The organism is Blastococcus sp. SYSU DS0510, assembly GCF_054050835.1.
Genome location: NZ_JBJHAC010000023.1, coordinates 36,513 through 59,950, shown reverse-complemented (window position 1 = coordinate 59,950; position 23,438 = coordinate 36,513). Strand labels below are relative to the sequence as shown.

Here is a 23,438-nt window from a genome sequence, read left to right as displayed (position 1 = left end):
TTCCTTCCGGAGAGCGGTCAGCGCGCTGGGTCGGCGGGGACCCGGGGGGCGGAGGCAGCGACCGACGCCGCGCGTTCGTCCAGCAGGGCGGCGAGGTCGGCGAGGACGGGGGTGCGGGCGATGTCGCCCAGCGACACGGCCCGGTCGAGAGCGGCGGCGAGACGGACGACGGACAGCGACGTGCCGCCGGCCTCGACGAACGAGGTCTCCCTGCCGATGCGCTCGACGGGCACGCCGAGCACGGTGGACCACAGGGCGGCCAGGCGCTGCTCCGTCGGGCCGGCCGGCGCCGAGGCCTGCGTCGCCGAGCGCAGGTCCGCGGCGAGCGCCGTGAGGGCCTTCCGGTCCACCTTGCCGTTGCCCGTGAGCGGCAGCTCGGGGCGGCGGCAGAAGAGCGTCGGCACCATGTAGGCCGGGAGGGTGCCCGCGAGCAGGTCGGCGAACTCCTGGTCGGCGCCGGCGGGCGCATCGCCGGTCCAGCAGGCGACCAGCCGGGCGCCGCGACCGCTCCCGGTGACCACCACGGCGGCGTCCCGGACACCGGGCAGCCGCAGCAGCGCGTTCTCGACCTCCCCGAGCTCGATGCGGAACCCGGCCACCTTGACCTGGTGGTCCTGCCTGCCCAGGTACTCGAGCTTGCCGTCGGGCCGCCAGCGGCCCTGGTCGCCGCTGCGGTACAGCCGGTGCCCGGGTCGGAGCGGGTCGGCGAGGAAGGCCCGGGCGGTCCGCTCCGGATCGTTGACGTACCCGCGGCCGACGCAGACCCCCGAGAACGCGATCTCCCCCGGCGCGCCGAGCGGGACGGGCCGCAGGCGGTCGTCGAGCACGTAGACGGTCACGTTCTGGACCGGCCGGCCCAGGGGCACCCGGTCGCCGTCCGGGGGGCGGTGCAGGACCTCGTGGTTGGTGTCGTCGGACGTCTCGGTCAATCCGTAGGCGTTCACCAGCGGCACGGTGGGCAGCACGTCGAACCAGCGCTGCACGAGCTCGGGCTTGACCGCCTCGCCGGTCACCGAGACCACCCGCAGGTCCGGCAGGTCCCGCGGGTGCTGCTGCAGGTGCGCCAGCACGACCTCCAGGTAGGACGGCACGATCTGCAGCACGCTGATCCGGCGCTCGACGAGGGTGTCGACGAAGCGGCCGACGTCGAGGACGACGTCCTGCGGGACGAGCACGGTGCGGCCGCCGACCAGCCAGGCCCCGAGCAGCTGCCAGAGGGAGATGTCGAAGCACTGCGGCGCGGTCTGCGCCACGACGCTGTGCTCGTCGAGGCCCAGGTCGGAGATCTTCGCGAGCAGGTGGTTGAGCATGCCCGCGTGCTCGCACATCGCGCCCTTGGGTTCCCCGGTCGAGCCGGAGGTGAAGTAGAGGTAGGCCAGCCCGGTCGCCGGCACGGCCACCGGCCGGGCGACGACGGGATCGCCGGAGCAGACGGCCCCCAGGTCGAGGGTGCGGACGGCGGGCAGGTCGGCGAGGGCCGTGTCGAGCGAGCCGCGGCTGCCTTCCTCGGTCAGCACCAGCCGCACCCCGGCGCGGCCGAGAGCGGAGGCGATCCGGGCCGGGGGGAAGTGCGGCTCGAGGGGCAGGTACGCCCCGCCCGCCTGGAGCACGCCGAGCACCGCCGCGGCCCACTCCATCGAGCGTTCGGTGACGACCGCGACCACGTCCTCGTCCGCGAGCCCGGCGTCGAGCAGTGCGGCCGTGACCCGGTCGGCGCGGGCGGCGAGCTCGGCGTAGGTCCAGCGCGCGTCCCCGCGTTCGAGGGCGACCGCGTCCGGCCGCTCGACCACCTGCCTGCGGACCAGCTCGTGCGGTCGCTCCTCGGGGAGCGGCCGGCGGGGGCCGGCGAGGCCGTGCACCTGGTGGTCGAGCTCGGCGCCGGACAGCAGCGTCGCCGCACCGGGATCGGCGTCCGGGTCGACGGTCAGCGCGGTCAGCGCCGCGCGGTGGTAACCGGCGATGCGGTGGGCAGCGGAGGCGTCCACCACCCCCGTGCGGTGGCGCAGTCGCAGGAGGAGCCGGTCGTCCCCGGCCTCGAGCTCCAGCCGGATGACCGCTCCCGGGGACGGGGGCCCGGGCCGCCCGGCCGGGTCGAACTCCGCCTCGCTGATCGGCCCGGGGGTGCCCAGCTCCGCGCGGAGGTCGTCCACGGGGTGTCCGGCGGCGGCCCGGAGGGCGAGCTCGCGGGCGCCGATCTCGGCCACGAGAGCGCGCCACGACGGCGCGGTGGCCGGGAGCAGGCACGGCAGCGGGCGGGCCCCCGGCGCGGTCACGTACGACGTGACCACCTGCGCCTCGCCCGACAGGGCGGCGAGGACGCGGGCGTGCGCGGCGAGCACCAGTGTGCTCGACGGCACGGCGAGCTCGGTCGCCAGCTCCCGGAGCCGGGCCGTCGTGGGCCCGTCGACCTCGAGGTCGACGTCGGTGACGCCGGCGGAGGTCGGGGTCGCCCAGCGCGGCAGGCTCGTCGTGCCGCCGGCCAGCAGCACGTCACGCCAGTAGCGTCCGGCCGGGTCCTGCGGGGTACCTGCGGCCGGGTCCTGCCGGGTACCTGCGGCCGGGTCCTGCCGGGTACCTGCGGCCGGGTCCTGCGGGGTACCTGCGGCCGGGTCCTGCCGGGTACCTGCGGCCGGGTCCTGCCGGGTACCTGCGGCCGGGTCCTGCCGGGTACCTGCGGCCGGGTCCTGCCGGTCGCTCCGTGCCGGTTCGTGCAGGGTGGTCATCGGGACCTCCGGAAGCGACTGCCTGGGGATGCGCGGTGCCGACCGCGGCCGACGGTCGCCGCCGTGAGGGCAGGGACCAGTCCGGCCACCGCGACACCGCCCGCGACGGCGCCCGCGCGGTGCCCGGCGGGTCCCGTCGCGGGAGGACGGCCGCCGGCGGCCGGGCGGGTGGTGGGCTCGGCGGGGATCACGATCACCGGCCCGCGGGAGTCCGAGGAGGCCGAGGAACCACGGGACGCCCCGGGCGGCGCGGCCTGCGCGCGGTGCGCAACGCCGTCCCCGGGCGCGGCGACCGGCGGGTCGAGGACCTGGACCGCCGGGTTGCCGCTCCAGACCGCTCCTGCGGGCACCTCCTCGCCCTTCATCAGGAACGCGTCCGAGGCCAGCGCGGAGCCCTCGCCCATGGTGACGCCGTAGTGCACCCATGCGCCGACGCCGACCGTGCAGCCGGCCCCGAGCGTGATGGCACCGGACTTGAAGGCGCTGTCCTCCTGCGAGTGGCCCTGGACGGTGGCGCCGGCGTTGAGCGTGCAGCCGTCGCCGAGCGTCACCAGGGACCGCTCGGGCATCCCGCAGCCGTCGTCGAAGAGCCGCCGGGCGCCCCGGACACCGAGCAGGCGCCAGATCAGGCCCTTGAGCGGCGTGCCGTTGAAGATCTCGGGGTGCGCGTGCATCTTCCAGAACCGCTCGTGCCACCAGAAGTACGGGTCGTAGATGGACACGGTGCGCGGGCGCAGGGGGCGGAAGCGGGTCGAGAGGCGCTCGAGGAACACCCCCCAGGCGGTGGTGAGCAGCAGGGCCAGCAGGGTGGAGGCCACGAACACGGCGGAGCCGAGGTGCGGGTAGTACGCGGCGGCGACCAGCGTGGCGCTGAGGATCAGGAACAGGTTGGACCAGCGGGCGAGCAGGAACAGCAGGATGGTCCGCAGGTTGTAGCGGTTCTTCCGCCGGAGCAGGGCCGGCACCTGGTCCTGTGGCGGGAGCAGGGCGAGGTCGCGGTCCACCGAGCGCGGGATCTCGAACGCCGGGGAGCCGAGCAGCCCCACGTCGTGCCGCTCCGGGCCGTCGACCGGCACGAGCACCTTGGTCGCCAGCAGGCAGTTGTCGCCGATCCGGGCGCCGGACGGGTAGGTGATGGCGTTGCCGAGGAAGCTGTGCGCGCCGATCCGCGCCGGCGCCAGCGTGAAGGAGGTGCTCGAGAAGTCGGCGTTGACGATCGACAGCCCGTCGGCGGCCATCGTGCCGGTGCCGATCCGGACGAGGTAGGGCGTCTCGTGCTTCACGCCGGTGCCGAAGTTCGATCCCGTCTGGAGCACCGGCGTCATCCGGTACCCGATCGCGCGCAGGTAGCCGACGATGTAGGAGCTGTCGCCGAGCAGCCCGGTGAGGAACTTCGAGTTGGTCGTGCGCGCGACCGTGCGCTGCAGGGAGTAGTGCAGGCCGTACAGGGGATAGACCCGGCCCGGCCGCAGGGGCAGCGCCAGCAGGCGCGGAACGGTCACGACGAACAGCGCCGACCCGAGCGCACCGCCGGTGAAGACGATTGCGGAGACCACCAGGCAGCCCAGCCAGAAGCCGCCGTCCGCCGGGGTTCCCGGCGTGAGGTCGACGTCGAGCACCGGCAGGTCGGCGATGGCGGCGTCGAGCACCCCCACGGCGAGCGGCATGGTGACCAGTGCCGTGGTGACCAGCTGCCCGAGCCCGTACGTGAACCGTCTGGCGGAGCCGCTCCGGCGCGGCTCGGCCGATCGGTAGGAGGAGTCCGTCCGCGCGGCGGGGGACCCGTGCCAGGTCTGGCCGGGGGGCACCGACTGGCCCTCGTGCAGCGACGACCGGTGGGCCAGCGTGGCGCCGTCCCCGAGCGACGTGCCGATGTCGAGCACCGCGCCCTCGCCGACGTAGGTGTCCCGGCCGATCGTCACCGGTCCGGTCTCGACGACCCCGTCGACCACGCGGTAGCAGGAGAGGAAGGTGTCCTTGCGGACCACCGCGCCCTCACCGAGCGTCAGCAGATCCGTGCAGACGGGTATGGCCCGGGTCAGGACGAGGGTGCCGCGCCCGACGCGGGCACCGAGCGCGCGCAGGTACAGCGAATACAGGGGTGACCCGGCGAGCAGCCGGGTCACCGGACTGGTCCGCAGCAGCGTCTTGACCACCCAGAACCGCAGGTAGGGCAGGCTCCACACCCGGAAGTGCTCGGACCGCCACCGGCCGACGAGGATCCACTTGGCCGCCACCGGGAACAGGGCCGCACCGGCGAACGTGGCCGCACCCACCACCACCGCGCGCCGGTAGAAGGCGAACAGGTCCCCGCTGTCCACCACCCACTCGAAGCCGCGCAGGGCCAGGGCGGTGGTCGCGTAGGTCCACGCCAGGAACGTCAGTGCCTGGAGGACCCCGCACAGCACGTAGCGAGGTCGCCCGCGGGCCGGGGCGGGCGCCGCCGGGGGCCCGCCGCTCCCCCCGGTCCCCGACCGCGGGTCCGCCGCCGCCGGGCGGGCGGGCCGGGACTGCTCCGGCTCGGCCGTCGCCGGGGTCCTCACCAGCGTCGACGCCAGCCCGGTGAGCGTCGGGTGCTGGTACACGGCCTTGATCGACACCGTCGGCAGGCCGGGCTGCTTGCGGACGCGGGCGCAGAACTGCGCCATGACCATCGAGTCCGCGCCCAGGTCGTCGAAGAAGTGGGCCTCCGGGTCGACCCGTTCGCGGCCGAGCACGTCGGCCAGCACCGACCCCAGCTGCTCGACTACCGACGGGGTCGGGGCAGGGATCCCCGGACCGCCGACGGCCGTGGCGAGGCCCCGCACGGTGGGGTGCCGGTAGACGTCCTTGATGGAGACCCGCGGCAGATCGGGATCCTTGCGGACGCGGGCGCAGAACTGCGTCATCACCATCGAGTCCGCGCCCAGGTCGTCGAAGAAGTGCGACTCAGGCGTCACGTCCGCGCCGTGCAGGCAGTCCCGGAGGAGACCGCAGAACGCGGCCTCGACACCCGTGACCGCGAGATCGCCGCCGCGCGGGGGGAGGGCACCGACGGGGACGGTTGCCAGGGCCTCCGCCGTCACGGGGCCGCCGCCGTCGGTGTCCGGCCGGCCGGCCGTGGCCCGGTGCTCACGGCGCCAGCGCGCCCGTGGCCGGCCGACCGGCGGTGTCCGGGGTCGGCGTGCCGGCGCTGTCCGACCACAGCGGGTCGTCCGTCGACGCGGCCAGCGCCTCCGGGCCGTAGAGGGCTTCCACCCAGTTGGACTGGTAGAGCGTGTCCAGGTACCGCTCGCCCAGGTCGGGCGCGATGGCCACGGCGGTGCGGCCGCGGGCGTCGTGCTCCGCCAGCCAGCGTTCGGCGCCGCTGACGACCGTGCCGGTCGAGCCGCCGAAGAGGAATCCGTGCCGGGCCATCCGGTGGCAGGCGCGCACGGTGTCGCGTTCCTCGACCTGCACGACCTCGTCGACGTAGCTCTCGTCGAGCAGGTCCGGGCGGACGCTCGTGCCCAGTCCCGGGATCATCCGGCGCCCGGCGGGCCCGCCGAAGGTCACGGAGCCGACGGCGTCGACGGCGACGACGCGCACCTGCCGGTCACGGTTCCGGAAGTAGCGCGCGCAGCCCATCAGCGTGCCGGTGGTCCCGGCTCCGACGAAGAGGACGTCGATGTTCGGGAAGTGCCGGGCGATGGCCGGTGCGGTGGTGCGGTAGTGCGCGCGCCAGTTGCCGGGGTTGGCGTACTGGTTCAGCCACACGTAGCGCCGGTCGGACGCGCAGAGCCGCCGCACGAACTGGATGCGGGCGCCCAGGAAGCCCCCGTCGTCCACCGGCTCGGTGACGAGGTGCACCCGGCTGCCGAGCGCCTCCATCAGCCGGCGGGTGGACAGGTTGCAGCGTGGGTCCGTGATGCACAGGAAGCGCAGGCTCCGGCTTGCCGCGATCATGCTGAGCGCGACGCCCAGGTTGCCCGACGACGACTCGACGAGCACCGAGTCCTCCGTGAGGACCCCGTCCTGGATGGCGGCGTCGACCATCTCGGCGGCCGCCTTGAGCTTGATCGACCCGGCGAAGTTGAACCCCTCGCATTTCAGGTGCAACGGGGAGCCGATGATCCCCGTGAGGTCGACGTAGAGATCCTCGGTGTTGAAGGCTTCGGGAACGGCGACGATGCGTGGCGCGACGGGGGCCGGAGCAGAGGGCCGGGTGCCACCGTTGGCGCGCGAGACGGAGGGTGAGCTCATCACTGGTCCAAAGGCTGATCGGGGGCAGCCCGCGGGCGCTCGGTGACGAGCGCAGGGTCGGTCGACGACGAGAGGGACGACCGTTTGCACAGCGCGTCACGGCCGGTCGCGGATGCCCGAGCCGTTCAGAAGAAGCGCGTGACGGAGAGTGAGGCGCCCGCAGGCGCGACTACCGAGGGCGGGGCACAGGACGACCGTCCTGGCCCGCAAGTTCAGCACGCACGGGGCAGACCTCCACTGGTCTGGGCGACAGTGCTCGACCGGCCGGTGAACTGCCCTGTTCCGGTCGCAGTGGCCGCAACTTCTCATCGCGCCGCGAACGGTGTCAAGGCTTTGCGCGCCCGTGAGCTGCATGTGCTCCCCGTGCGCGGTTCATCGCCCGCCGTCTTTCCGGAACGGAATCGGCGCGCCTGTCACACGTCGTAACCGATGACGCAGAGTGACCGATCCCGCTGTGCCGGCTGGGCGCTCGGTGACACCCAGCCGCCGCGCCGGAAGCCGGCGCCGCGGTGCGCCGCCGGCTGCCCGGTCCCGGCCACGAGGAGCCGGATGTCGGCGCACTCCGGGGAGGAATGTCCGGAGCCCTCCGGCCCGACGGTCTAGTCCTTGCGGCCGGCGTCGACCAGGCGGATCACCGCCGCGCCCTCCTCGTCGGAGGCCTCCAGGTCCACCTCGACGTCGAAGCCCCAGTCGTGGTTGCCCTCGGGGTCGTCGAGGATCTGCCGCACGTGCCAGGTGCCGGGGCGCTTGTCCCAGATCAGCAGCGCCGGCCCGCGCGCGTCGGCTCCGGTGCGCACGTCGTCGTGCTCGGCGAAGTAGGCCTGCACCACCTCGCCCCAGCGTTCGGCGTCCCAGCCGGAGCCGGCGTCCAGCTCGCCCAGGTCGTACCAGCGCCGGCGCGCCCACAGCTCGACCCGCCGGAACAGCGCATTGCGCACCATCGCCGTGAACGCCCGCTCGTTGCCGGTGAGCGGGCGCGGCCGGGCCGGGACGGCGACCTCGGCCACCGCCCCGTCGTCCGGATTGGTGAGCTGCTCCCACTCGTCGAGCAGGCTGGAGTCCACCTGGCGCACCAGCTCGCCGAGCCACTCGACCAGGTCGGTGACCTCCTCGGTGCGCGCGGCGGCGGGCACGCCGGACCGCAGCGCCTTGAACGCGTCGGAGAGGTAGCGCAGCACCGCGCCCTCGGCCCGCGTCAGGCCGTAGGTGTTCACGAACTCCCGGAAGGTGAACGCCCGCTCCCACATCTCGCGGACGACCGACTTCGGCGACAGCTGCGCGTCCGCGGCCCAGGGGTTGCTCTGCCGGTAGACGTCGTAGGCGTGCCCGAGGAGCTCCTCCAGGGGCTTGGGGTAGCTGACCTCCTCGAGCAGCTCCATCCGCTCGTCGTACTCGATCCCCTCGGCCTTCATCTGCGCGACCGCCTCGCCCTTGGCCTTGTTGAGCTGGGCGGCGAGGATCTGGCGCGGGTCGTCGAGGGTGGCCTCGATGACGCTGACGACGTCGAGCGCGTAGGTGTCGCTGCCGGGGTCCAGCAGCTCGATGGCGGCGAGGGCGAAGGTCGACAGCGGTTGGTTGAGCGCGAAGTCCGGGGGCAGGTCAAGGGTCAGGTCGTAGCGGCGGCCGTCCGGCTCGGGCTCGGGCAGGCGCTCCAGGACGCCGGCCTGCAGCAGCGACCGCGCGATGCCGATCGCGTCGCGGATCAGCCGCAGCTGCCTCTTGCGCGGTTCGTGGTTCTCGGTGAGCAGCCGGCGCATGGCCGCGAACGGGTCGCCGGGGCGGTCGACGACGTCGAGCACCATCGCCGTCGTCACCCGCATGTGGCTGGTCAGCTTCTCGGGCTCCCCCTCGACCAGGCGGTTCATGGTCGCCTCGCTCCACGGCACCATGCCGTCGGGCACCTTCTTGCGCACCAGCTTGCGGCGCTTCTTCGGGTCGTCGGCGACCTTGGCGAACTGCTTGAGGTTCTCCACCTCGTGCTCCGGCGCCTGGACGACGACGGTGCCCGCGGTGTCGTAACCGGCGCGGCCGGCCCGGCCGGCGATCTGGTGGAACTCGCGCACCTGGAGCAGCCGGGTGCGGGTGCCGTCGTACTTGGAGAGCGCGGAGAAGACCACGGTCCGGATGGGCACGTTGATGCCCACCCCGAGGGTGTCGGTGCCGCAGATGACCTTGAGCAGCCCCGCCTGGGCGAGCTGCTCCACGAGCCGCCGGTACTTGGGCAGCATGCCCGCGTGGTGCACGCCGATGCCGTGGCGGACCAGCCGTGACAGCGTCGTCCCGAAGGCCGAGGAGAACCGGAACCCGCCGATCATCTCGGCGATCGCGGCCTTCTCCTCCTTGCTGCACACGTTGACGCTCATCAGGGCCTGGGCGCGCTCCAGCGCCGAGGCCTGGGTGAAGTGGACGACGTAGACCGGCGCCTGCTGCGTGTCCAGGAGCTCCTGGATCGTCTCGTGCATCGGCGTCGTCGCGTAGTAGTGGTGCAGGGGGACGGGCCGCACGGCGTTGGCCACGAGCGCGGTGGGCCGGCCGGTGCGGCGGGTCAGGTCCTCCCGCAGGGAGGTGACGTCGCCGAGCGTGGCGCTCATCAGCAGGAACTGCGCCTTCGGCAGCTCGAGCAGCGGCACCTGCCAGGCCCAGCCGCGGTCGGGGTCGCCGTAGAAGTGGAACTCGTCCATGACGACGAGCGCGTCGGCGAGCTGCTCCGATTCGCTGCCCTCCCGGAGCGCGATGTTGGCGAGCACCTCGGCGGTGCAGGCGATGATCGGGGCGTCGCGGTTGACCGCGGCGTCGCCGGTGAGCATGCCGACGTTGGCCGCGCCGAAGACCCCGCAGAGGGCGAAGAACTTCTCGCTGACCAGCGCCTTGATCGGGGCGGTGTAGTAGCTGCGCCGGCCGGCGGCCAGCGCGGCGTACTGGGCCCCCGTGGCGACCAGCGACTTGCCGGAGCCGGTCGGGGTGGCGAGGACGACGTTGGCGCCGCTGACCAGCTCGATCAGCGCCTCCTCCTGGGCCGGGTACAGCGGCGTGCCGCCGGCCTCGGCCCAGGCGGCGAAGGCGGCGAAGAGCGCGTCGGGGTCACCGCCGGTCGCGCGCAGTGCGGACAGGTCGGCGGGGTCCTCGAGCAGGGGAGGAGCAGCGGTCGTGGTCATCAGGTGCACCAGCGTGCCCGATGCTCTCCTGCTTCCCCGGACCAGGCCCGGCGGCGTCCCGCATCCGGGGGACGGTAACGATCCGGTAACGAGGTCTCCCGGAGTGTGTGACATACGCCGTAACCGGAGAGGAAGGTGAACAACAGGTGAACGGAAGGTGGCTGAGACCATGCGCGAACGTTTCTGCCCGGAGTGCCGGTGGACCGTTGTGACCGACCAGGCGGGTCGGCGACGGCTCGAGATGCGCTGGGTGCCGCTCGACGCCGCGCCCGCCCACAGCCCGGTGGCGCGCGCCGCCTGACGAGGACGACCCCTCCCGACCCGGGAGGGAGGAGGGGTGCACACCGACGTGCGCCTCTCCTCCCGCCCGGGTCGTGTGCTGTCAGGCGGCCGGTGGGCTCGTCTCCGGGGTTCCGGACCGCGAAGGGCGGGTAGGTCGGCCGCGCCACGGCACCGCAGGGGCGTGAGACCAGCGCCCGAGTGCCGAGCGCTCCCGATCCAGGAAGGTGGACGCCCGTGTCCGAGCCCCGTCCCGAGTCCCAGCCCGCCCAGCAGCAGAGCACCCCCGGCACGCTCGGCGAGATGACGCCGAAGCCGGACCACGGCGAGGAGAGCTACCAGGGCTCCGGGAAGCTCGCCGGCAAGAAGGCCGTCATCACCGGCGGGGACAGCGGCATCGGCCGCGCCGTGGCCATCGCCTTCGCCCGCGAGGGCGCCGACGTCCTCATCTCCTACCTGTCCGAGCACGAGGACGCGCAGGACACCGCGAAGTACGTGGAGCAGGCCGGTCAGCAGTGCGTGCTGGTGCCGGGGGACATCTCCGACCGCGCGCACTGCAAGACGATCATCCCGAAGGCCGTCGAGGAGTTCGGGCGGGTCGACGTGCTGGTCAACAACGCCGCGTTCCAGATGAGCCACGACTCGCTGGAGGAGATCTCCGACGAGGAGTGGGACTTCACCCTCGCCACGAACCTCTCGGCGATGTTCACCCTGACCAAGGACGCGCTGCCGCACATGGGGCCAGGGGCGTCGATCATCAACTCGTCGTCGGTGAACAGCGACAACCCCAGCCCGAACCTGATCGCCTATGCCATGACCAAGGCCGGGATCGCCAACTTCACCGCGTCGCTGGCGCAGATGCTGGCGGAGAAGGGGATCCGCGCCAACAGCGTCGCCCCCGGGCCGGTGTGGACGCCGCTGATCCCGGCGACCATGCCCGAGGAGAAGGTGGAGAGCTTCGGGCAGCAGGTGCCGATGGGCCGTCCCGCGCAGCCGGCCGAGCTGGCCCCGGTCTACGTGCTGCTGGCCAGCGACGAGGCGTCCTACGTCTCCGGCGCGCGGATCGCCGTCACCGGGGGCAAGCCCATCCTCTGACCCCGGCCACGATCAGCTGACCTGATCATGGAGTGTCCTCCCTCACCGCCCACCGTGAGGGAGGACGCTGCGTGATCAGGTCACCTGATCGTCGCGACGAGGGCGGCGACGGCGGCGGGGCGCACCCGGCAGCAGCCGCCGACCAGCCGCACCCCCGCGGGCAGCCACTCCCGGACGGCGTCCGGCGCGATCCCGGGGGTCCCGGTCCACCGCCGCGCGACGGCGTCCCACGACTCACCGCTGTTCGGGTAGGCCGCGACCGGCTTGCCGCTCGCCGCGGCCGCGCGCACGGCCGGCAGGACGGCGTCCGGGGCGGTGCAGTTGACCCCGACCGCGATCACCTCGTCGACCCCGTCCGCCATGGCGAAGACGTCGGCGGCCGGCTCCCCGCGCCGCGTGCGCGGCACGCCGTGCTCGTCGACGACGGTGGTGAGCGACAGCCAGACCGGCACCCCCAGCGCCTGCGCCTCGAGCAGCAGCGCCTCCGCCTCCGCCGCCGCGGGGACGGTCTCGCACGCCAGCACGTCGGCCCCCGCCTCGGCGAGCACCGCCATGCGCGGGCGGTGGAACGCGCGCAGCGCCGCGACGCCGACCTCGGCCACGTAGGCGCCGGTGTACTCCGACCCGTCGGCCAGCATCGCGCCGTACGGGCCGACGGACCCCGCGACCCACCCCTGGCCCTGCCCCTCGCGGGCCAGCGCGACCGACGACGCGATCAGCCGCCGGGCCTCGGCCGCGTCCGCACCGGTGGCGGCGAACCCCTCGACGGTCGCCTGGTAGCTCGCCGTCGTCGCCACCTGCGCGCCGGCCGCGGCGAACGCGGCGTGGGCGGCCACCACCGCCCCCGGGTCGTCGCGGAGCAGGCGGGCCGACCACAGGGCGGAGGAGACGTCGTGCCCGCGGGCCTCGAGCTCGGTGGAGAGCCCGCCGTCCAGCACGACGGGGCCGGTGGCGAGCGCGGCGGCGAGACCGGCAGCGAGATCAGGCATGGCGACCATCCTCCCGCGGTACCTGCGCACCCATGGTCTTCATCTGGAGCAGCGGTTGGGGTCCGAGGCGCCGGCGGCCCCGCTACGGCGGCGGTGGCTACCGCGGGCACTACGGCGGCCACTACGGCCCCGGCTACGGGTACGGGCCCCCGCGCGGCTACCGCCGCGGCCGGCGCGACGACTCGTGCCTGCGCGACCTGCTGTTCCTCAACACCGGCTGCTGCCTGGCCAACGCCATCGGCTGCGGCATGGACCTCCTGCTGGTCGCGCCCCGCTCGCTACCGGCGATCCGGGCGGGTCAGCGGGGCAGCGGCGCCGCCGCCCGGTTGATCGCGGCCGTCCGCTACTACCAGCGGGACATCAGCCCGCGGCGCCGGCCGTGCTGCCGGTACGGCCCGACCTGCTCGGCGTACGCGATCCAGGCGCTGGAGACCCACGGCGCCCTGCGCGGCTCGTGGCTGACGCTGCGCCGCCTGGCGCGCTGCCGCCCCGGCGCCGTCGGCGGGGCGGACCCGGTCCCGGCCTGACCCGGAGCAGGACCTCGCCCACGGTCGCCCGGTGATCCCGACCGGCACGCACACCTGGCGGGATCCCCCGTGGCGGGCCGGCGCGCTGGCCTGGGCGGCCGATCAGCTGGCCCGCGCCGCGCTGGTCGTCATGGGGGAGCCCGAGCAGCCGCACGTGCGGGCCTGGTCCACCGCCTTCCGCATCCCGCTGCGCGGCGGGGACGCCGTCTGGCTGAAGGCGGTGGGGCCGGGTTCGGCGCACGAGCCGGTGCTCGCCGAGGCCCTCCGCCGCTGGGTGCCTCAGCAGGTGCTGGTGCCGCTCGCGGTGGACCGGGAGCGCCGGCTGCTCCTCCTGCCCGACGGCGGTCCGACCCTGCGCGAGACCGGCGCGGACCTCGCCGGCTGGGCGGCGATGCTGGCCGGCCACGCCCGCCTGCAGGCCGAGGTCTCCCGGCACGCCGAGGAGCTCGTCGGCCTCGGGGTGCCCGACCACCGCGCGGAGCGGCTGCCCGCGCTGGTGGCGGACCTCCTGGCCGACGACGAGGCGCAGCAGGCCGGCCGCCCGGAGGGGCTTCCCGACGACGTGCGCACCCGCCTGCGGGCCGGGCTCGGCGGCTACGCGGCGGCCTGCGGCGAGCTGGCGGACGGCCGCGTCCCGGCGAGCGTGCAGCACGACGACCTGCACGACGGGAACGTCTTCGCCCGCGCCCGCCGGCACCGCTTCTTCGACTGGGGCGACGCCTCGGTCTCGCACCCGTTCCTCGTCCTGCTCGTCGCCCTCCGCTCCGCCGGTCGGGCGCTGGGGCTGCCACAGGGCGACCCCGGGCTGCTCCGGCTGCGCGACGCCTACCTCGACCCGTGGCTCGACCACGGCAGCGCCGCCGAGCTGCGCGAGCTGTGCGACCTGGCGCTCCGCGTCGCGCCGCTGCAGCGCGCCCTGACCTGGCGCCGGATCCTGCGCGGTGTGCACGAGGCCGAGCGCGCCGAGTGGGCCGGAGCGGTGCCCGGCTGGACCGCCGAGCACCTGGCGCCGGGCCCGCTGGCGTCCCGTACCTGAACCGCGTCGGCCACACTGTGCCGGTGCCCGGGACCGACGACGCCTCCGGTGACCTCCCCGTCACCGGTTCGCTCGTCGTGCCGGCGGCGGCGCAGTCGTGGCGGTTCTCCCGCAGCTCAGGGCCCGGTGGACAGGGGGTCAACACCGCCGACTCCCGGGTCGAGCTCTCGGTGCGCCCGCTGGACCTGCCGGGGCTGACCGACCCGCAGCGGGCGCGGCTCGCCTCGAGGCTCGGCGGCCGGCTGGTCGACGGCGTCCTCACCATCGCGGCGAGCGAGCACCGCCAGCAGCTGCGCAACCGGCAGGCCGCCCGGGAGCGGCTGGCGGCGGTGCTGCGCGCCGCGCTCGCCCCACCGGCGCCGGCCCGGCGGCGGACCAAGCCCACCCGTGGCTCGCAGGAGCGCCGGATCCAGGCCAAGAAGCAGCGGGGCCAGCTGAAGAAGCAGCGCGGCTCCTGGGACTAGCCCAGCCGCTGCTGCAGGTGCACGGTGACCTCCTCGCCCGCGCGGCTCTTGCCGATGGCCGAGCAGATCGCCGCCCGCAGCGGCAGCCAGTGCGGGCCGTTGCCGGACGGCATGAGGGTGGCCGCGAAGGCGTGCCCGTCGGCGGTGCCGGTCACCTTGACCGCCCGGCGGGTGCCCAGCAGCTCGGCGGAGTCCGGCACCTCGAGGTACGTGGGGAACGCACCGTCCTTCTCGATGGGCGCGGTGAAGGTGACGTCGAGGGCGGTGGGGGTGCTCATGCCTCCTCCGACCGGCGCAGCACCGACAACTCATCGCGCCGGCGACGGAGGAACGCCCGCTCGCGCTCGTTGCCGCAGCGCTCGATGGCCTCCGCGTAGGCCGCGATCGCATCGGGCGGCCGCCCGGCGCGGCGCAGCAGGTCGGCGCGGACGGCGGGCAGCAGGTGCTCGTGCGGCAGCTCCAGCTCCTCGACCAGCGCCAGCCCCGCGGCGGGGCCCTCGAGCTCGGCGACGGCGACGGCGCGGTTGAGCGCCACGACCGGGCTCCGGCTGAGGGCGAGCAGCTGGTCGTAGAGCGCGACCACCTGCCGCCAGTCGGTTCCGGCGACCGTCGCCGCGTCCCCGTGCACCGCGGCGATCGCCGCCTGCAGCTGGTAGGGGCCCGGCCGGCCCCGCCGCAGGCACCGCCGGACGAGCTCCTGGCCCTCGGCGATCAGCGCGCGGTCCCACCGCGACCGGTCCTGGTCGGCCAGCGGCACGAGGTCGCCGTCGGCGGAGGTCCGCGCCGGGCGGCGGGCCTCGGTGAGCAGCATCAGCGCCAGCAGCCCCAGCACCTCCGGCTCGTCGGGCATCAGCTCGGCGAGCAGCCGGCCCAGCCGGATCGCCTCGGCGCACAGGTCGGCCCGCACCAGCCGGTCCCCGGAGGTCGCGGTGTGCCCCTCGCTGAAGACCAGGTAGACGACGGCGAGCACGGCCGGCAGCCGGTCGGGCAGCTCCGCCTCGCGCGGCACCCGGTACGGGATGCGGGCCGTGCGGATCTTCGCCTTGGCCCGGACCAGGCGCTGGGCCATCGTCGCCTCGGGCACGAGGAACGCCGCTGCGATCTCGGCGGTGGTGAGGCCGCCGAGCAGCCGCAGGGTGAGCGCCACCCGGGCGGGCGTGGCCAGCGCGGGGTGGCAGCAGGTGAAGACGAGCCGCAGCCGGTCGTCGTGCACGGGACCCTCCTCGACGGGCTCGGGGGCGCCGCCGAGCAACGCGGCCTGAGCGTGCCGGTCGGTCCGCACGGACTCGCGCCGCCAGCGGTCGATCGCCCGGTGGCGGGCGGTCGTGACGATCCAGCCGGCCGGGCTGGGCGGCACCCCGTCGGCCGGCCACCGCGCGAGGGCGGTGAGGAAGGCGTCCTGGACCGCCTCCTCGGCGGCGTCGACGTCCCCGAGGAGGCGGATCAGGACGGCGACCGCACGGCCGTGGTGCTCGCGGAAGACCCGCTCGACCTCGGCGGCGGCGTCGGGCACCGGCGTCAGAAGGCCTGGACGACGGGCCGGACCTCGACCGGCAGGCCGCCGAGGACGCGGGCGAGCTTGCCGGCCCAGACCAGGGCCTGGTCCAGGTCGTCGACCTCGATCAGGTCGAACCCACCGACGAACTCCTTGGCCTCGGCGTAGGGGCCGTCGGTGATCAGCACGTCGCCGCTCTCGGCGCGGACGACGGTCGAGGCCTCCGGCTGGTGCAGCGCGGCGGCGAAGACCCACACGCCCGCCGCCTGCATCTCCTCGTTGAGCGCGGCGAGCTCCTTCATCACCGGCTCGAGGTCCTCCGGCGGGGGGACCTCGCCGACCGGCTGGACGATGTTCAGCAGGTACTGCGCCATGGCTGCCTCCTGGGGGTTCGGCGCCGGCCTCGTGCCGGTCGCTCACCCCCTGTACGAACGAGGTGCGGCCGGATCGACACCCTCGTCGCGACTTTCCCAGCACGGCCACGGGCGACGCCAGCACCACCCGAGCGGAACCGCTGACCGGCCCGCCGGGGTGCTGCGTCAGCCGGAGAGGACGGCCGCCATCACCCGCCGGGCCCGCCGCCCTTCGGGCACCGGCAGCAGGGCGTGCACGTGCACCAGGCCCTCCTCCTCGTGGTGGTCGACCGGCACGCCGGCCGCGCGGGCGCGCTCGACCAGCAGCCGGGTGTCGGGGCTGGTGATGTCGCGGGTGCCGCTGAAGACGGTCAGGGGACCGAGCCCGGCGAACTGCCCGAACAGCGGGCTGACCAGGGGGTCGGTCAGCGGCAGGTCGCCCCGCCAGAGCTCGATGGCCGCCCGGGTGCCGGGGCGGGCCAGCCAGGGGTCCTGGGGCTCCACGAGGTCGATCTCCGGGTTGGCCAGCGTCAGGTCCAGCGCGGGCGAGATGAGCACCGTCCGGTGCAGGGCAGGCACGCCCCGGTCCCGGAGCAGCAGGGCGGCCGACAGCGCGATCTGACCGCCGGCCGAGTCGCCCATCGCGGTCACCCGCCCGGCGCCGTGCCGCTCGACCAGCGCAGCGATCAGGTCGGCCACCGGCGGCACCACCGTCGCCGCCGTCCCCACGGGCGCCAGGGGGTACACGGGCACGGTGATCGCGGTGCCGGTGCGGGCGGCGAGCCGGGCCACCAGGCGCCAGTGCAACGGGTGGATCTGGTTCACCCAGGCACCGCCGTGCACGTAGACGGCGGCCCGGTCCGGCGTCCCGGCGCGGGGGAGGACGCGGTAGACCGGCCAGCCGGTCCCGTGGTGGACGTCCACCACGACCTCCACCGGGCCGAGCCGGCGGGGTGGCCCGTACGGCGCCGGGCGCAGGAGGCGTTCCTGCACGCCCTGCAGCATGAGTTCGGGGCGCTCGAACTCCCTCCGGGCGCGGAGCAGGCGGAGCAGCGGGGGCAGCAGGCGGCCGGCGGGGCTGGGCACGGGACCTCCGGGGTCGGTGGAGCGGCCTCGCGGCCGGCGGTCAGCTGAGCGAGAGCGGTTCGCGGACGAGCACCCACAGCGGCAGCTCGTCGTCGCTGGTGCGGGTGGTCTCGGTGACCTGGAAGCCGAAGCCGCGGAAGAAGCGCACGTTGGCCCAGCCGAACACCGCGGCGGCGGCGGGTGTCCTGTCGACGTCGCAGCGCACCAGCACCGGCGCGAGCACGGCGGCGGCCAGCCCCCTGCGGCGTGACGACGGCCGGACACCGAGGTGCCGAAGCCGCCAGTGCGGCCGGTCGGGCAGCGCCGCGGTCACCAGCGCCTCGGTCTCGGCCACCACCCGCGCGCGGTCGGCGGAGAGGTAGGGGAGCTCGCGCGCCAGGGCGGCCCGGACGTCCTCGGGCAGGGGGCGGGTGCCGGGCGCGCCGGCCGGCGGCTCCCAGACGGCGACGGCATCGCGGTCCTCGGTCACCCAGGCGGTGCCGGTGGCCACCCCGCGGTGGGCGGCGTCCAGCTCGTGGAGCCGGGTGAGCCGCTGCATGCGGCCGTCGTCGGGCAGTGCCCACCGGGTCCAGCGCGAGTCGGCCAGGGCGACGGTGAGGGTCGCGGCGATCGCCGGCACGTCGCGCTGCTCGGCGACGCGGACGTCGGGGCCGGGCTCGTCGGGGTCGTCGATCCGCCGGACGACCGGGCCTGGAGGGGTCACCCCCTGATCCCACCACGCCCGACGACGAAGGGGGCCGCCCCGGGTAGGACGGCCCCCGTGCGCGCCGGCCCCCTGCAGGGTCCCGCCGCGAGCGTGCGAGTGGGGGGCCGGGGGTCCGTTCAGAAGCCCGCGCGGTCGACCTTCCGGTGGTACCGCTCGCCGAGCTTGCCGCCGAGGATCGCGCCGAGCAGGGTCACCACGAGGACCGCGACCAGGGCGATGATCCCGCCGGTCGTGGCGGTCCCCTCGTCGATCGGGATGCGCGGCAGGTTCAGCTGCTGGAGCACGTTGTACTGCGAGCCGAAGAGGACGCCGGCGAGGGCGAGCGCCAGGACGACGAGCAGGCCGATGACCCACACGGCGATGCCCTGGCGGGCCCCGTCGAAGCGCGCCATCCGGCCGGCGACGTAGCCGCCCGCCAGGTAGGCGAGGAAGAGCACGACCAGCAGGACGATCGCGCCGACGATGCCGATCGTGCCCGCCTGCTGGGTGGCCTCCTCGACCGACGGGACGCCCTGCGTCAGGCCCAGGGCCACCCCGGCGGCGCTGATCAGGGCGATGAGCAGGACGGCGAGGCCGTTGGCGGAGAGCCAGCCGAAGAACGCCGCGCCCCACTTGATGCCGCCGTAGCGGGAGTGCTGGGCGTCGACGGCGTCACGGCCGGCGCCGCGGGTGGGGTGCGCGCCGTCCGGTCGGATGCCGGCGTCGTCGCCGTGGGCGGAAGCGGGTGTGGACATGGCTGGGCTCCTCCGGGAGGGGACGGCGGGTGCGGGGGCCGGCGGCGTCGGTGCGCCGGGAAGCGCCCCGATGCCGCCGGCCGGGGATCCGGGTCAGCGGCGGGTGCCGGTGCCGGTGTCGTCGACGTCCAGCTCCACCTGCTCCTTGCGGACCTGCTCGGTGACGGTCGCCTGCTCGGTGACGGTCTCGGTGTCCAGGCGGACGCGCTCGACCGGCACGGCCTCCTTCTCCACGACGGGGCGCTCGCCGCGCAGCACGACCTCGTGCTCCTCCTCGGAGATCGCCGGCCCCTCGAGCGCGTCGCCGACGTTGGCGTCGGTGATCGGCTCGCGCTCGACGCGGATCTCCTCGTGCGACACCGGCACGGTCCGGGAGACGTTCTCCGAGACGATGTACTTGCGCAGCCGGGCGCGACCGGTCTCCACGCGCTGGGTACCGATGTGGAGCTGCTCCTCCGAGCGGGTCATCGCGTCGTCGGTCGTGGGCCCGGAGGTGTCGTGGCCGACGGTGCCGTGGGTGGCGTCGCCGGTCGGCGTGGTCGCCCGCGTGGTGTCGGTGACCTCGCCGGGGACGCCGGTGCCGGCCCCTCCGGCGGTGAGGCCGTAGTACCGGTAGAGCTCGGTCTCCTCGGCGGGGGAGAGGTGGCCCTCGGAGTCGATGTGCGGGGCGTTCTTGACCTTCGCCTTGTCGTAGGGCACCCGCAGCTCCTCGCCGGTGATGTCGGCGTCGGCCAGGGGCACGAAGGCCTCCTTGGTGCCGAACAGCCCGGTGCGGACGGTGGCCCACTCGGGGCGGCCGGTCTCGTCGTCGAGGTAGACCTCGCTGACGGTGCCCAGCTTGCCGTCGGGGCCCATGGCGGTGCTGCCGATGACGTCGCTCAGCTGGTGCTCGGTGATCATGCGCGTACTCCTGGGGTGCCGGGAACGGGGGAACGGTCCCCCGTTTCTGCGCGGCGTCGCGCGGACGGGGACACCAGGAGCGGTGCCCGCAGATTTACGTTGTAAACAACCGACCGCGTGCTCCCGGGCGTGCGCCTCAGCCCCGCGGATCCCCGCGGCGCGGGGTGCGGCCCTCCGCTCGCACGACCTCCAGCCGCCCCAGCAGGTTCTCCAGCGCCTCCTCGAACTCGGCGGCCGACTCGTCCAGGGACAGCAGGGACTCGAGCCGCACGACGGTGGGATAGGCGCTGAGGTCCGTGCCCGCGGCGGCGTCCGGCGCGCCGTCGGGCCGGTCCTCCGGGCTGATCTTCACCCCCTTCTGGGAGACCTCGAGGAGCAGGTGCCCCAGGAGGAAGCTGGAGTAGGCGCGGTACGCCGCGACCGCGGCGTCCTCGGTGAAGCCGCTGCCGATCAGGGTGTCGAGGAAGGACTCGACCCAGCGGAGGCTGCGCAGCGGCGGGCGGACCCACGGGGCCGCCGGCGGCCGCGTGGCGACCAGGGGGAAGACCTCGGGGTGGGCGAGGGCGATCCGCCGGACCCCGTGCGCCAGGCGCTGCAGGTAGTCCTGCCAGCCGTGCGCCGCGCTCAGGTGCACGTCGGGGTCGCCGTAGAGCTCGTCGACCACCGACTCCACCACCCCGTCGAGCAGCTGCTCGCGGCCGGGCACGTAGCGGTACAGCGCCATCGCCTCCACGCCGAGGTGGGCCCCGAGCCGCCGCATCGTGAGCGCGCCCAGGCCGTTCGCGTCGATGTACTCGACGGCCGCGCCGAGGATGCGGCGGCGGTCGAGCCCCGCCCGCCCGGCACCGGGCGGAGCGGCCGGCACGGTCGCGGCCGCACCGCCGCGTCCCTCGGGGCTGTCGGGGTCGGCCGCCGGGTCCGGCTCGGTCATCGCGCTCTCCCTCGCTCGGCGGGACGTGCCGGTGATGATGCGCGGCGGGCGACCGCACGGGGGCGGCGGCCCTCGTGTGAGGGGGACGGAACCCAGCGTTGACGTCGGGGTCCACGAAGGGAAACGCCCGCGCCGCACGCTGGTTCCCGTGTCCGCCACCGCACCCTCCGCCGCCACCGCCCCCGGTGCGCGGGCCTCGCGGACGACTAGCACCCACTGCCCCTACTGCTCCCTGCAGTGCGGGATGGCGGTCACCGCGGGAGACCGCCCGGCCACTCTGCTGCCGCTGGACTTCCCGACCAACCGCGGCGGGCTGTGCTCCAAGGGCTGGTCGGCCGTCGACCTGCTCGACCACCCGGAGCGGCTCACCCGGCCGCTGGTCCGCGCGGTGCCCGGCGACCGCACCAGCCCGCTGGTCGAGTCCACGTGGGAGGAGGCGCTGGACCGGGTCGTCGCCGCGATCCGGCGCACCCAGGCCCGGCACGGCCGCGACGCCGTCGGCTGCTTCGGCGGCGGCTCCCTGACCAACGAGCAGGCCTACCAGTTCGGCAAGTTCGCCCGTGTCGCCCTGCGCACCAGCGCCATCGACTACAACGGCCGGTTCTGCATGTCGTCGGCGGCGGGGGCGGCGAACCGCGCCTTCGGCCTGGACCGCGGGCTGCCCTTCCCGCTCTCCGACATCGCCGAGGCCGACGTCGTCGTCCTGGTGGGCAGCAACCCGGCCGACACCATGCCGCCGGCGATGCAGTGGTTCGACGCCGGCCGGGAGCGCGGCGCGCAGCACGTCGTCGTCGACCCCCGCCGCACCGCCACCGCCCGCAGCGCCGCCCTGCACCTGCAGCCGCTGCCCGGCACCGACCTGGCGCTGGCCAACGGGCTGCTGCACCTCGCGGTCGCCGAGGGCCTGGTGGACGAGGAGTACGTCGCCGCCCGCACGACCGGTTTCGACGAGGTCCGGGCCGGCGTGGCGGCGTACTGGCCCGACCGGGTGGAGCGGCTCACCGGCGTGCCCGTCGCCGACCAGCGGCGCACCGTCTTCGCCCTGGCCCGCGCGGAGAAGGCGATGATCCTGACCGCGCGCGGGGCCGAGCAGCACCGCAGCGGCACCGACACCGCGCAGGCGTGGATCAACCTCGCGCTCGCCCTCGGCCTGCCGGGCCGGCGCGGCAGCGGTTGGGGCACGATCACCGGCCAGGGCAACGGGCAGGGCGGCCGCGAGCACGGCCAGAAGGCCGACCAGCTGCCCGGCTACCGGTCGCTGGCCGACCCCGCCGCCCGCGCGCACGTCGCCGCCGTCTGGGGCGTGGACCCCGACGAGCTCCCGATGCCGGGGACGAGCGCCTTCGAGCTGCTGGACGCCCTCGGCACCGACGGCGGGGTGCGCACGTTGCTGGTGCTCGCCTCCAACGTCGCCGTCTCCGCCCCCGACGCACGCCGGGTGGTCAGCCGGCTCGGCGACCTGGACTTCCTCGCCGTCAGCGACTTCTTCCTCTCCGAGACCGCCGAGCTCGCCGACGTGGTGCTGCCCAGCGCCATGTGGGCGGAGGAGGCCGGCACGATGACCAACCTCGAGGGCCGGGTGATCCGCCGTCGGCGGGCGCTCGACCCCCCGGAGGGCGTCCCCGACGACCTGCAGCTCCTCGCCACGCTGGCCGGCCGGCTCGGGGCGCAGAACTTCAGCGGCGACCCGGAGACGGTCTTCGAGGAGCTGCGCCGGGCCAGCGCGGGAGGGACGGCGGACTACGCGGGCATCAGCTACCGGCGCATCGACGAGGAGCGCGGCGTCTTCTGGCCCTGCCCGGCCGCCGACCACCCCGGCACGCCACGGCTGTTCACCGAGCGCTTCGCCACCCCCGACGGGCGGGCTCGCTTCCTGCGCGTGGAGCACGTCGACGCGCACGAGCGGCCCGACGCCGAGCACCCCTACGTGCTGACCACCGGCCGGGTCCTGGCCCAGTACCAGTCGGGCACCCAGACCCGGCGGACGCGGAGCCTGCAGCTGGTCGCCCCCGCACCCCGCGCCGAGCTGCACCCCGACCTCGCCCGGCGCTTGGGCATCGCGCAGGACGACGTCGTCGAGCTCGCCACCCGCCGGGGACGCGCCCGCTTCCACGCGCAGGTGACCGACACCATCCGGCCCGACGTGGTCTTCGTGCCGTTCCACTGGGCCGGCACCAACGCCCTCACCGACGCCGGTGCGCTCGACCCGACGTCGAAGATGCCGCCCTTCAAGGTCTGCGCCGTCGCCGTCACCCGCGTCGGCGGGCCGGAGGAGCGCTTCCCCCCGCCCCCGGCCACCACCCAGCCCCGGCCCGCGGACCACCGGCCCGCGGTCGGCCCCGTCCCGCGCCCGCCGTCCCGCACGACCCGCTCCTCGACGACCAGGAGAACCCCCGTGAAGAGCACCCCGCGCTTCCTGCAAGGCGTCTTCCCGATCACCGGGGAGGGGCTGGCCAAGCCCGGACCCGTCGACCCGGCGCTGCGCTACACGGTGCCCGCCGGCTGCAGCGCGCAGGCGCTGTACTTCCGCGGCGGCAACGCGACCGCCGAGCTGGTCTACGTGCTGCTGCTACGCGACGGCGAGCCGGTGCGCTGGTTCCCGATCGGGGCGAAGGCCGACACGCACGTGCCGCTGCGCGTGGTCGAGGACCTGCCGGGGGGCTCGGTGCTCGAGCTGCACGCCGCAGCCCCCGAGGGCGTCACCGGTGAGCTGGTGGTCGACCTGGGACTGGTGGAGGTCTGAC

19 protein-coding genes are annotated in these 23,438 nt (G+C 75.0%); 6 read left to right on the top strand and 13 right to left on the bottom strand.

Going from position 1 to position 23,438, the window contains the following annotated elements:
• Positions 1 to 17: 17 nt before the first annotated feature.
• The 4 genes from ACI79P_RS17460 to ACI79P_RS17445 form a co-directional block, all read right to left on the bottom strand.
• Positions 18 to 2,723, bottom strand: coding sequence for an amino acid adenylation domain-containing protein (locus tag ACI79P_RS17460; protein WP_456582325.1), 2,706 nt, complete (start codon positions 2,721 to 2,723; stop codon positions 18 to 20).
• On the bottom strand, positions 2,720 to 5,662 hold the full coding sequence (locus tag ACI79P_RS17455) for a Pls/PosA family non-ribosomal peptide synthetase (protein ID WP_456582324.1): 2,943 nt from the start codon (positions 5,660 to 5,662) through the stop codon (positions 2,720 to 2,722). Before ACI79P_RS17455 ends, ACI79P_RS17460 begins: the two co-directional genes overlap by 4 nt.
• Before the next feature lie 172 nt (positions 5,663 to 5,834).
• Positions 5,835 to 6,944: a 2,3-diaminopropionate biosynthesis protein SbnA gene (gene sbnA / locus ACI79P_RS17450; protein ID WP_456582323.1), complete on the bottom strand. Its 1,110-nt coding sequence runs from the start codon at positions 6,942 to 6,944 to the stop codon at positions 5,835 to 5,837.
• A 599-nt stretch (positions 6,945 to 7,543) separates the two neighbouring features.
• A complete protein-coding gene (locus tag ACI79P_RS17445; RefSeq protein ID WP_456582322.1) occupies positions 7,544 to 10,099 on the bottom strand; it encodes a DEAD/DEAH box helicase in 2,556 nt (851 codons plus the stop codon).
• Positions 10,100 to 10,268: 169 nt separating this feature from the next.
• Here ACI79P_RS17445 and ACI79P_RS17440 point away from each other — a divergent pair, with 169 nt between their 5' ends.
• Positions 10,269 to 10,400, top strand: coding sequence for a hypothetical protein (locus ACI79P_RS17440; RefSeq protein WP_456582321.1), 132 nt, complete (start codon positions 10,269 to 10,271; stop codon positions 10,398 to 10,400).
• Positions 10,401 to 10,615: 215 nt separating this feature from the next.
• Positions 10,616 to 11,473: an SDR family oxidoreductase gene (locus ACI79P_RS17435; protein WP_456582320.1), complete on the top strand. Its 858-nt coding sequence runs from the start codon at positions 10,616 to 10,618 to the stop codon at positions 11,471 to 11,473.
• Positions 11,474 to 11,553: 80 nt separating this feature from the next.
• On the opposite strand, the gene mmuM is transcribed toward ACI79P_RS17435, so the two are convergent.
• On the bottom strand, positions 11,554 to 12,462 hold the full coding sequence (mmuM, locus tag ACI79P_RS17430; RefSeq protein WP_456582319.1) for a homocysteine S-methyltransferase: 909 nt from the start codon (positions 12,460 to 12,462) through the stop codon (positions 11,554 to 11,556).
• A 32-nt stretch (positions 12,463 to 12,494) separates the two neighbouring features.
• On the opposite strand from mmuM, the gene yidD reads away from it, so the two are divergent.
• Genes yidD through arfB form a run of 3 tightly spaced genes read left to right on the top strand, consistent with a single transcriptional unit; the run spans position 12,495 to position 14,489 of the window.
• Positions 12,495 to 12,989, top strand: coding sequence for a membrane protein insertion efficiency factor YidD (gene yidD / locus ACI79P_RS17425; RefSeq protein ID WP_456582318.1), 495 nt, complete (start codon positions 12,495 to 12,497; stop codon positions 12,987 to 12,989).
• 31 nt (positions 12,990 to 13,020) lie between these two features.
• The gene (locus ACI79P_RS17420; protein ID WP_456582317.1) at positions 13,021 to 14,025 is read left to right on the top strand and encodes a hypothetical protein; all 1,005 of its coding nucleotides are present in this window, start codon (positions 13,021 to 13,023) and stop codon (positions 14,023 to 14,025) included.
• A 23-nt stretch (positions 14,026 to 14,048) separates the two neighbouring features.
• Positions 14,049 to 14,489 (top strand): alternative ribosome rescue aminoacyl-tRNA hydrolase ArfB, encoded by a 441-nt coding sequence (arfB, locus tag ACI79P_RS17415; protein WP_456582316.1) that lies wholly within the window; start codon positions 14,049 to 14,051, stop codon positions 14,487 to 14,489.
• Here arfB and ACI79P_RS17410 read toward each other — a convergent pair.
• From ACI79P_RS17410 to ACI79P_RS17375, 8 genes are all read right to left on the bottom strand, one after another.
• Complete coding sequence (locus tag ACI79P_RS17410) at positions 14,486 to 14,767, bottom strand: DUF1905 domain-containing protein (RefSeq protein ID WP_456582315.1); 282 nt, start codon at positions 14,765 to 14,767, stop codon at positions 14,486 to 14,488. The two genes, arfB and ACI79P_RS17410, sit on opposite strands and share 4 nt — an antisense overlap.
• Complete coding sequence (locus tag ACI79P_RS17405) at positions 14,764 to 16,002, bottom strand: RNA polymerase sigma factor (RefSeq protein ID WP_456582314.1); 1,239 nt, start codon at positions 16,000 to 16,002, stop codon at positions 14,764 to 14,766. Before ACI79P_RS17405 ends, ACI79P_RS17410 begins: the two co-directional genes overlap by 4 nt.
• Before the next feature lie 5 nt (positions 16,003 to 16,007).
• Positions 16,008 to 16,358, bottom strand: coding sequence for a YciI family protein (locus ACI79P_RS17400; protein ID WP_456582313.1), 351 nt, complete (start codon positions 16,356 to 16,358; stop codon positions 16,008 to 16,010).
• A gap of 165 nt (positions 16,359 to 16,523) precedes the next feature.
• Positions 16,524 to 17,423, bottom strand: a complete 900-nt coding sequence (locus ACI79P_RS17395; RefSeq protein ID WP_456582312.1) for an alpha/beta hydrolase fold domain-containing protein — start codon at positions 17,421 to 17,423, stop codon at positions 16,524 to 16,526.
• Between the two features lie 40 nt (positions 17,424 to 17,463).
• Positions 17,464 to 18,126 (bottom strand): N-acetyltransferase, encoded by a 663-nt coding sequence (locus ACI79P_RS17390; RefSeq protein ID WP_456582311.1) that lies wholly within the window; start codon positions 18,124 to 18,126, stop codon positions 17,464 to 17,466.
• Positions 18,127 to 18,245: 119 nt separating this feature from the next.
• Positions 18,246 to 18,863, bottom strand: a complete 618-nt coding sequence (locus ACI79P_RS17385; protein WP_456582310.1) for a hypothetical protein — start codon at positions 18,861 to 18,863, stop codon at positions 18,246 to 18,248.
• A gap of 93 nt (positions 18,864 to 18,956) precedes the next feature.
• Positions 18,957 to 19,763 (bottom strand): DUF2382 domain-containing protein, encoded by an 807-nt coding sequence (locus tag ACI79P_RS17380; RefSeq protein ID WP_456582309.1) that lies wholly within the window; start codon positions 19,761 to 19,763, stop codon positions 18,957 to 18,959.
• Between the two features lie 136 nt (positions 19,764 to 19,899).
• A complete protein-coding gene (locus tag ACI79P_RS17375; RefSeq protein ID WP_456582308.1) occupies positions 19,900 to 20,694 on the bottom strand; it encodes a TetR/AcrR family transcriptional regulator C-terminal domain-containing protein in 795 nt (264 codons plus the stop codon).
• A gap of 148 nt (positions 20,695 to 20,842) precedes the next feature.
• On the opposite strand from ACI79P_RS17375, the gene ACI79P_RS17370 reads away from it, so the two are divergent.
• Complete coding sequence (locus tag ACI79P_RS17370; RefSeq protein WP_456582307.1) at positions 20,843 to 23,437, top strand: molybdopterin oxidoreductase family protein; 2,595 nt, start codon at positions 20,843 to 20,845, stop codon at positions 23,435 to 23,437.
• Position 23,438: the final 1 nt, after the last annotated feature.

Excerpts from the sequence above, each read along its gene's own strand:
- mmuM (WP_456582319.1), bottom strand. The coding sequence starts at position 12,462 with ATGCCTGATCTCGCTGCCGGTCTCGCCGCCGCGCTCGCCACCGGCCCC.
- ACI79P_RS17460 (WP_456582325.1), bottom strand. The coding sequence starts at position 2,723 with ATGACCACCCTGCACGAACCGGCACGGAGCGACCGGCAGGACCCGGCC.
- ACI79P_RS17400 (WP_456582313.1), bottom strand. The coding sequence starts at position 16,358 with ATGGCGCAGTACCTGCTGAACATCGTCCAGCCGGTCGGCGAGGTCCCC.
- ACI79P_RS17375 (WP_456582308.1), bottom strand. The coding sequence starts at position 20,694 with ATGACCGAGCCGGACCCGGCGGCCGACCCCGACAGCCCCGAGGGACGC.
- ACI79P_RS17445 (WP_456582322.1), bottom strand. The coding sequence starts at position 10,099 with ATGACCACGACCGCTGCTCCTCCCCTGCTCGAGGACCCCGCCGACCTG.
- ACI79P_RS17440 (WP_456582321.1), top strand. The coding sequence starts at position 10,269 with ATGCGCGAACGTTTCTGCCCGGAGTGCCGGTGGACCGTTGTGACCGAC.
- yidD (WP_456582318.1), top strand. The coding sequence starts at position 12,495 with ATGGTCTTCATCTGGAGCAGCGGTTGGGGTCCGAGGCGCCGGCGGCCC.
- ACI79P_RS17410 (WP_456582315.1), bottom strand. The coding sequence starts at position 14,767 with ATGAGCACCCCCACCGCCCTCGACGTCACCTTCACCGCGCCCATCGAG.
- ACI79P_RS17380 (WP_456582309.1), bottom strand. The coding sequence starts at position 19,763 with ATGATCACCGAGCACCAGCTGAGCGACGTCATCGGCAGCACCGCCATG.
- ACI79P_RS17385 (WP_456582310.1), bottom strand. The coding sequence starts at position 18,863 with ATGTCCACACCCGCTTCCGCCCACGGCGACGACGCCGGCATCCGACCG.
- sbnA (WP_456582323.1), bottom strand. The coding sequence starts at position 6,944 with ATGAGCTCACCCTCCGTCTCGCGCGCCAACGGTGGCACCCGGCCCTCT.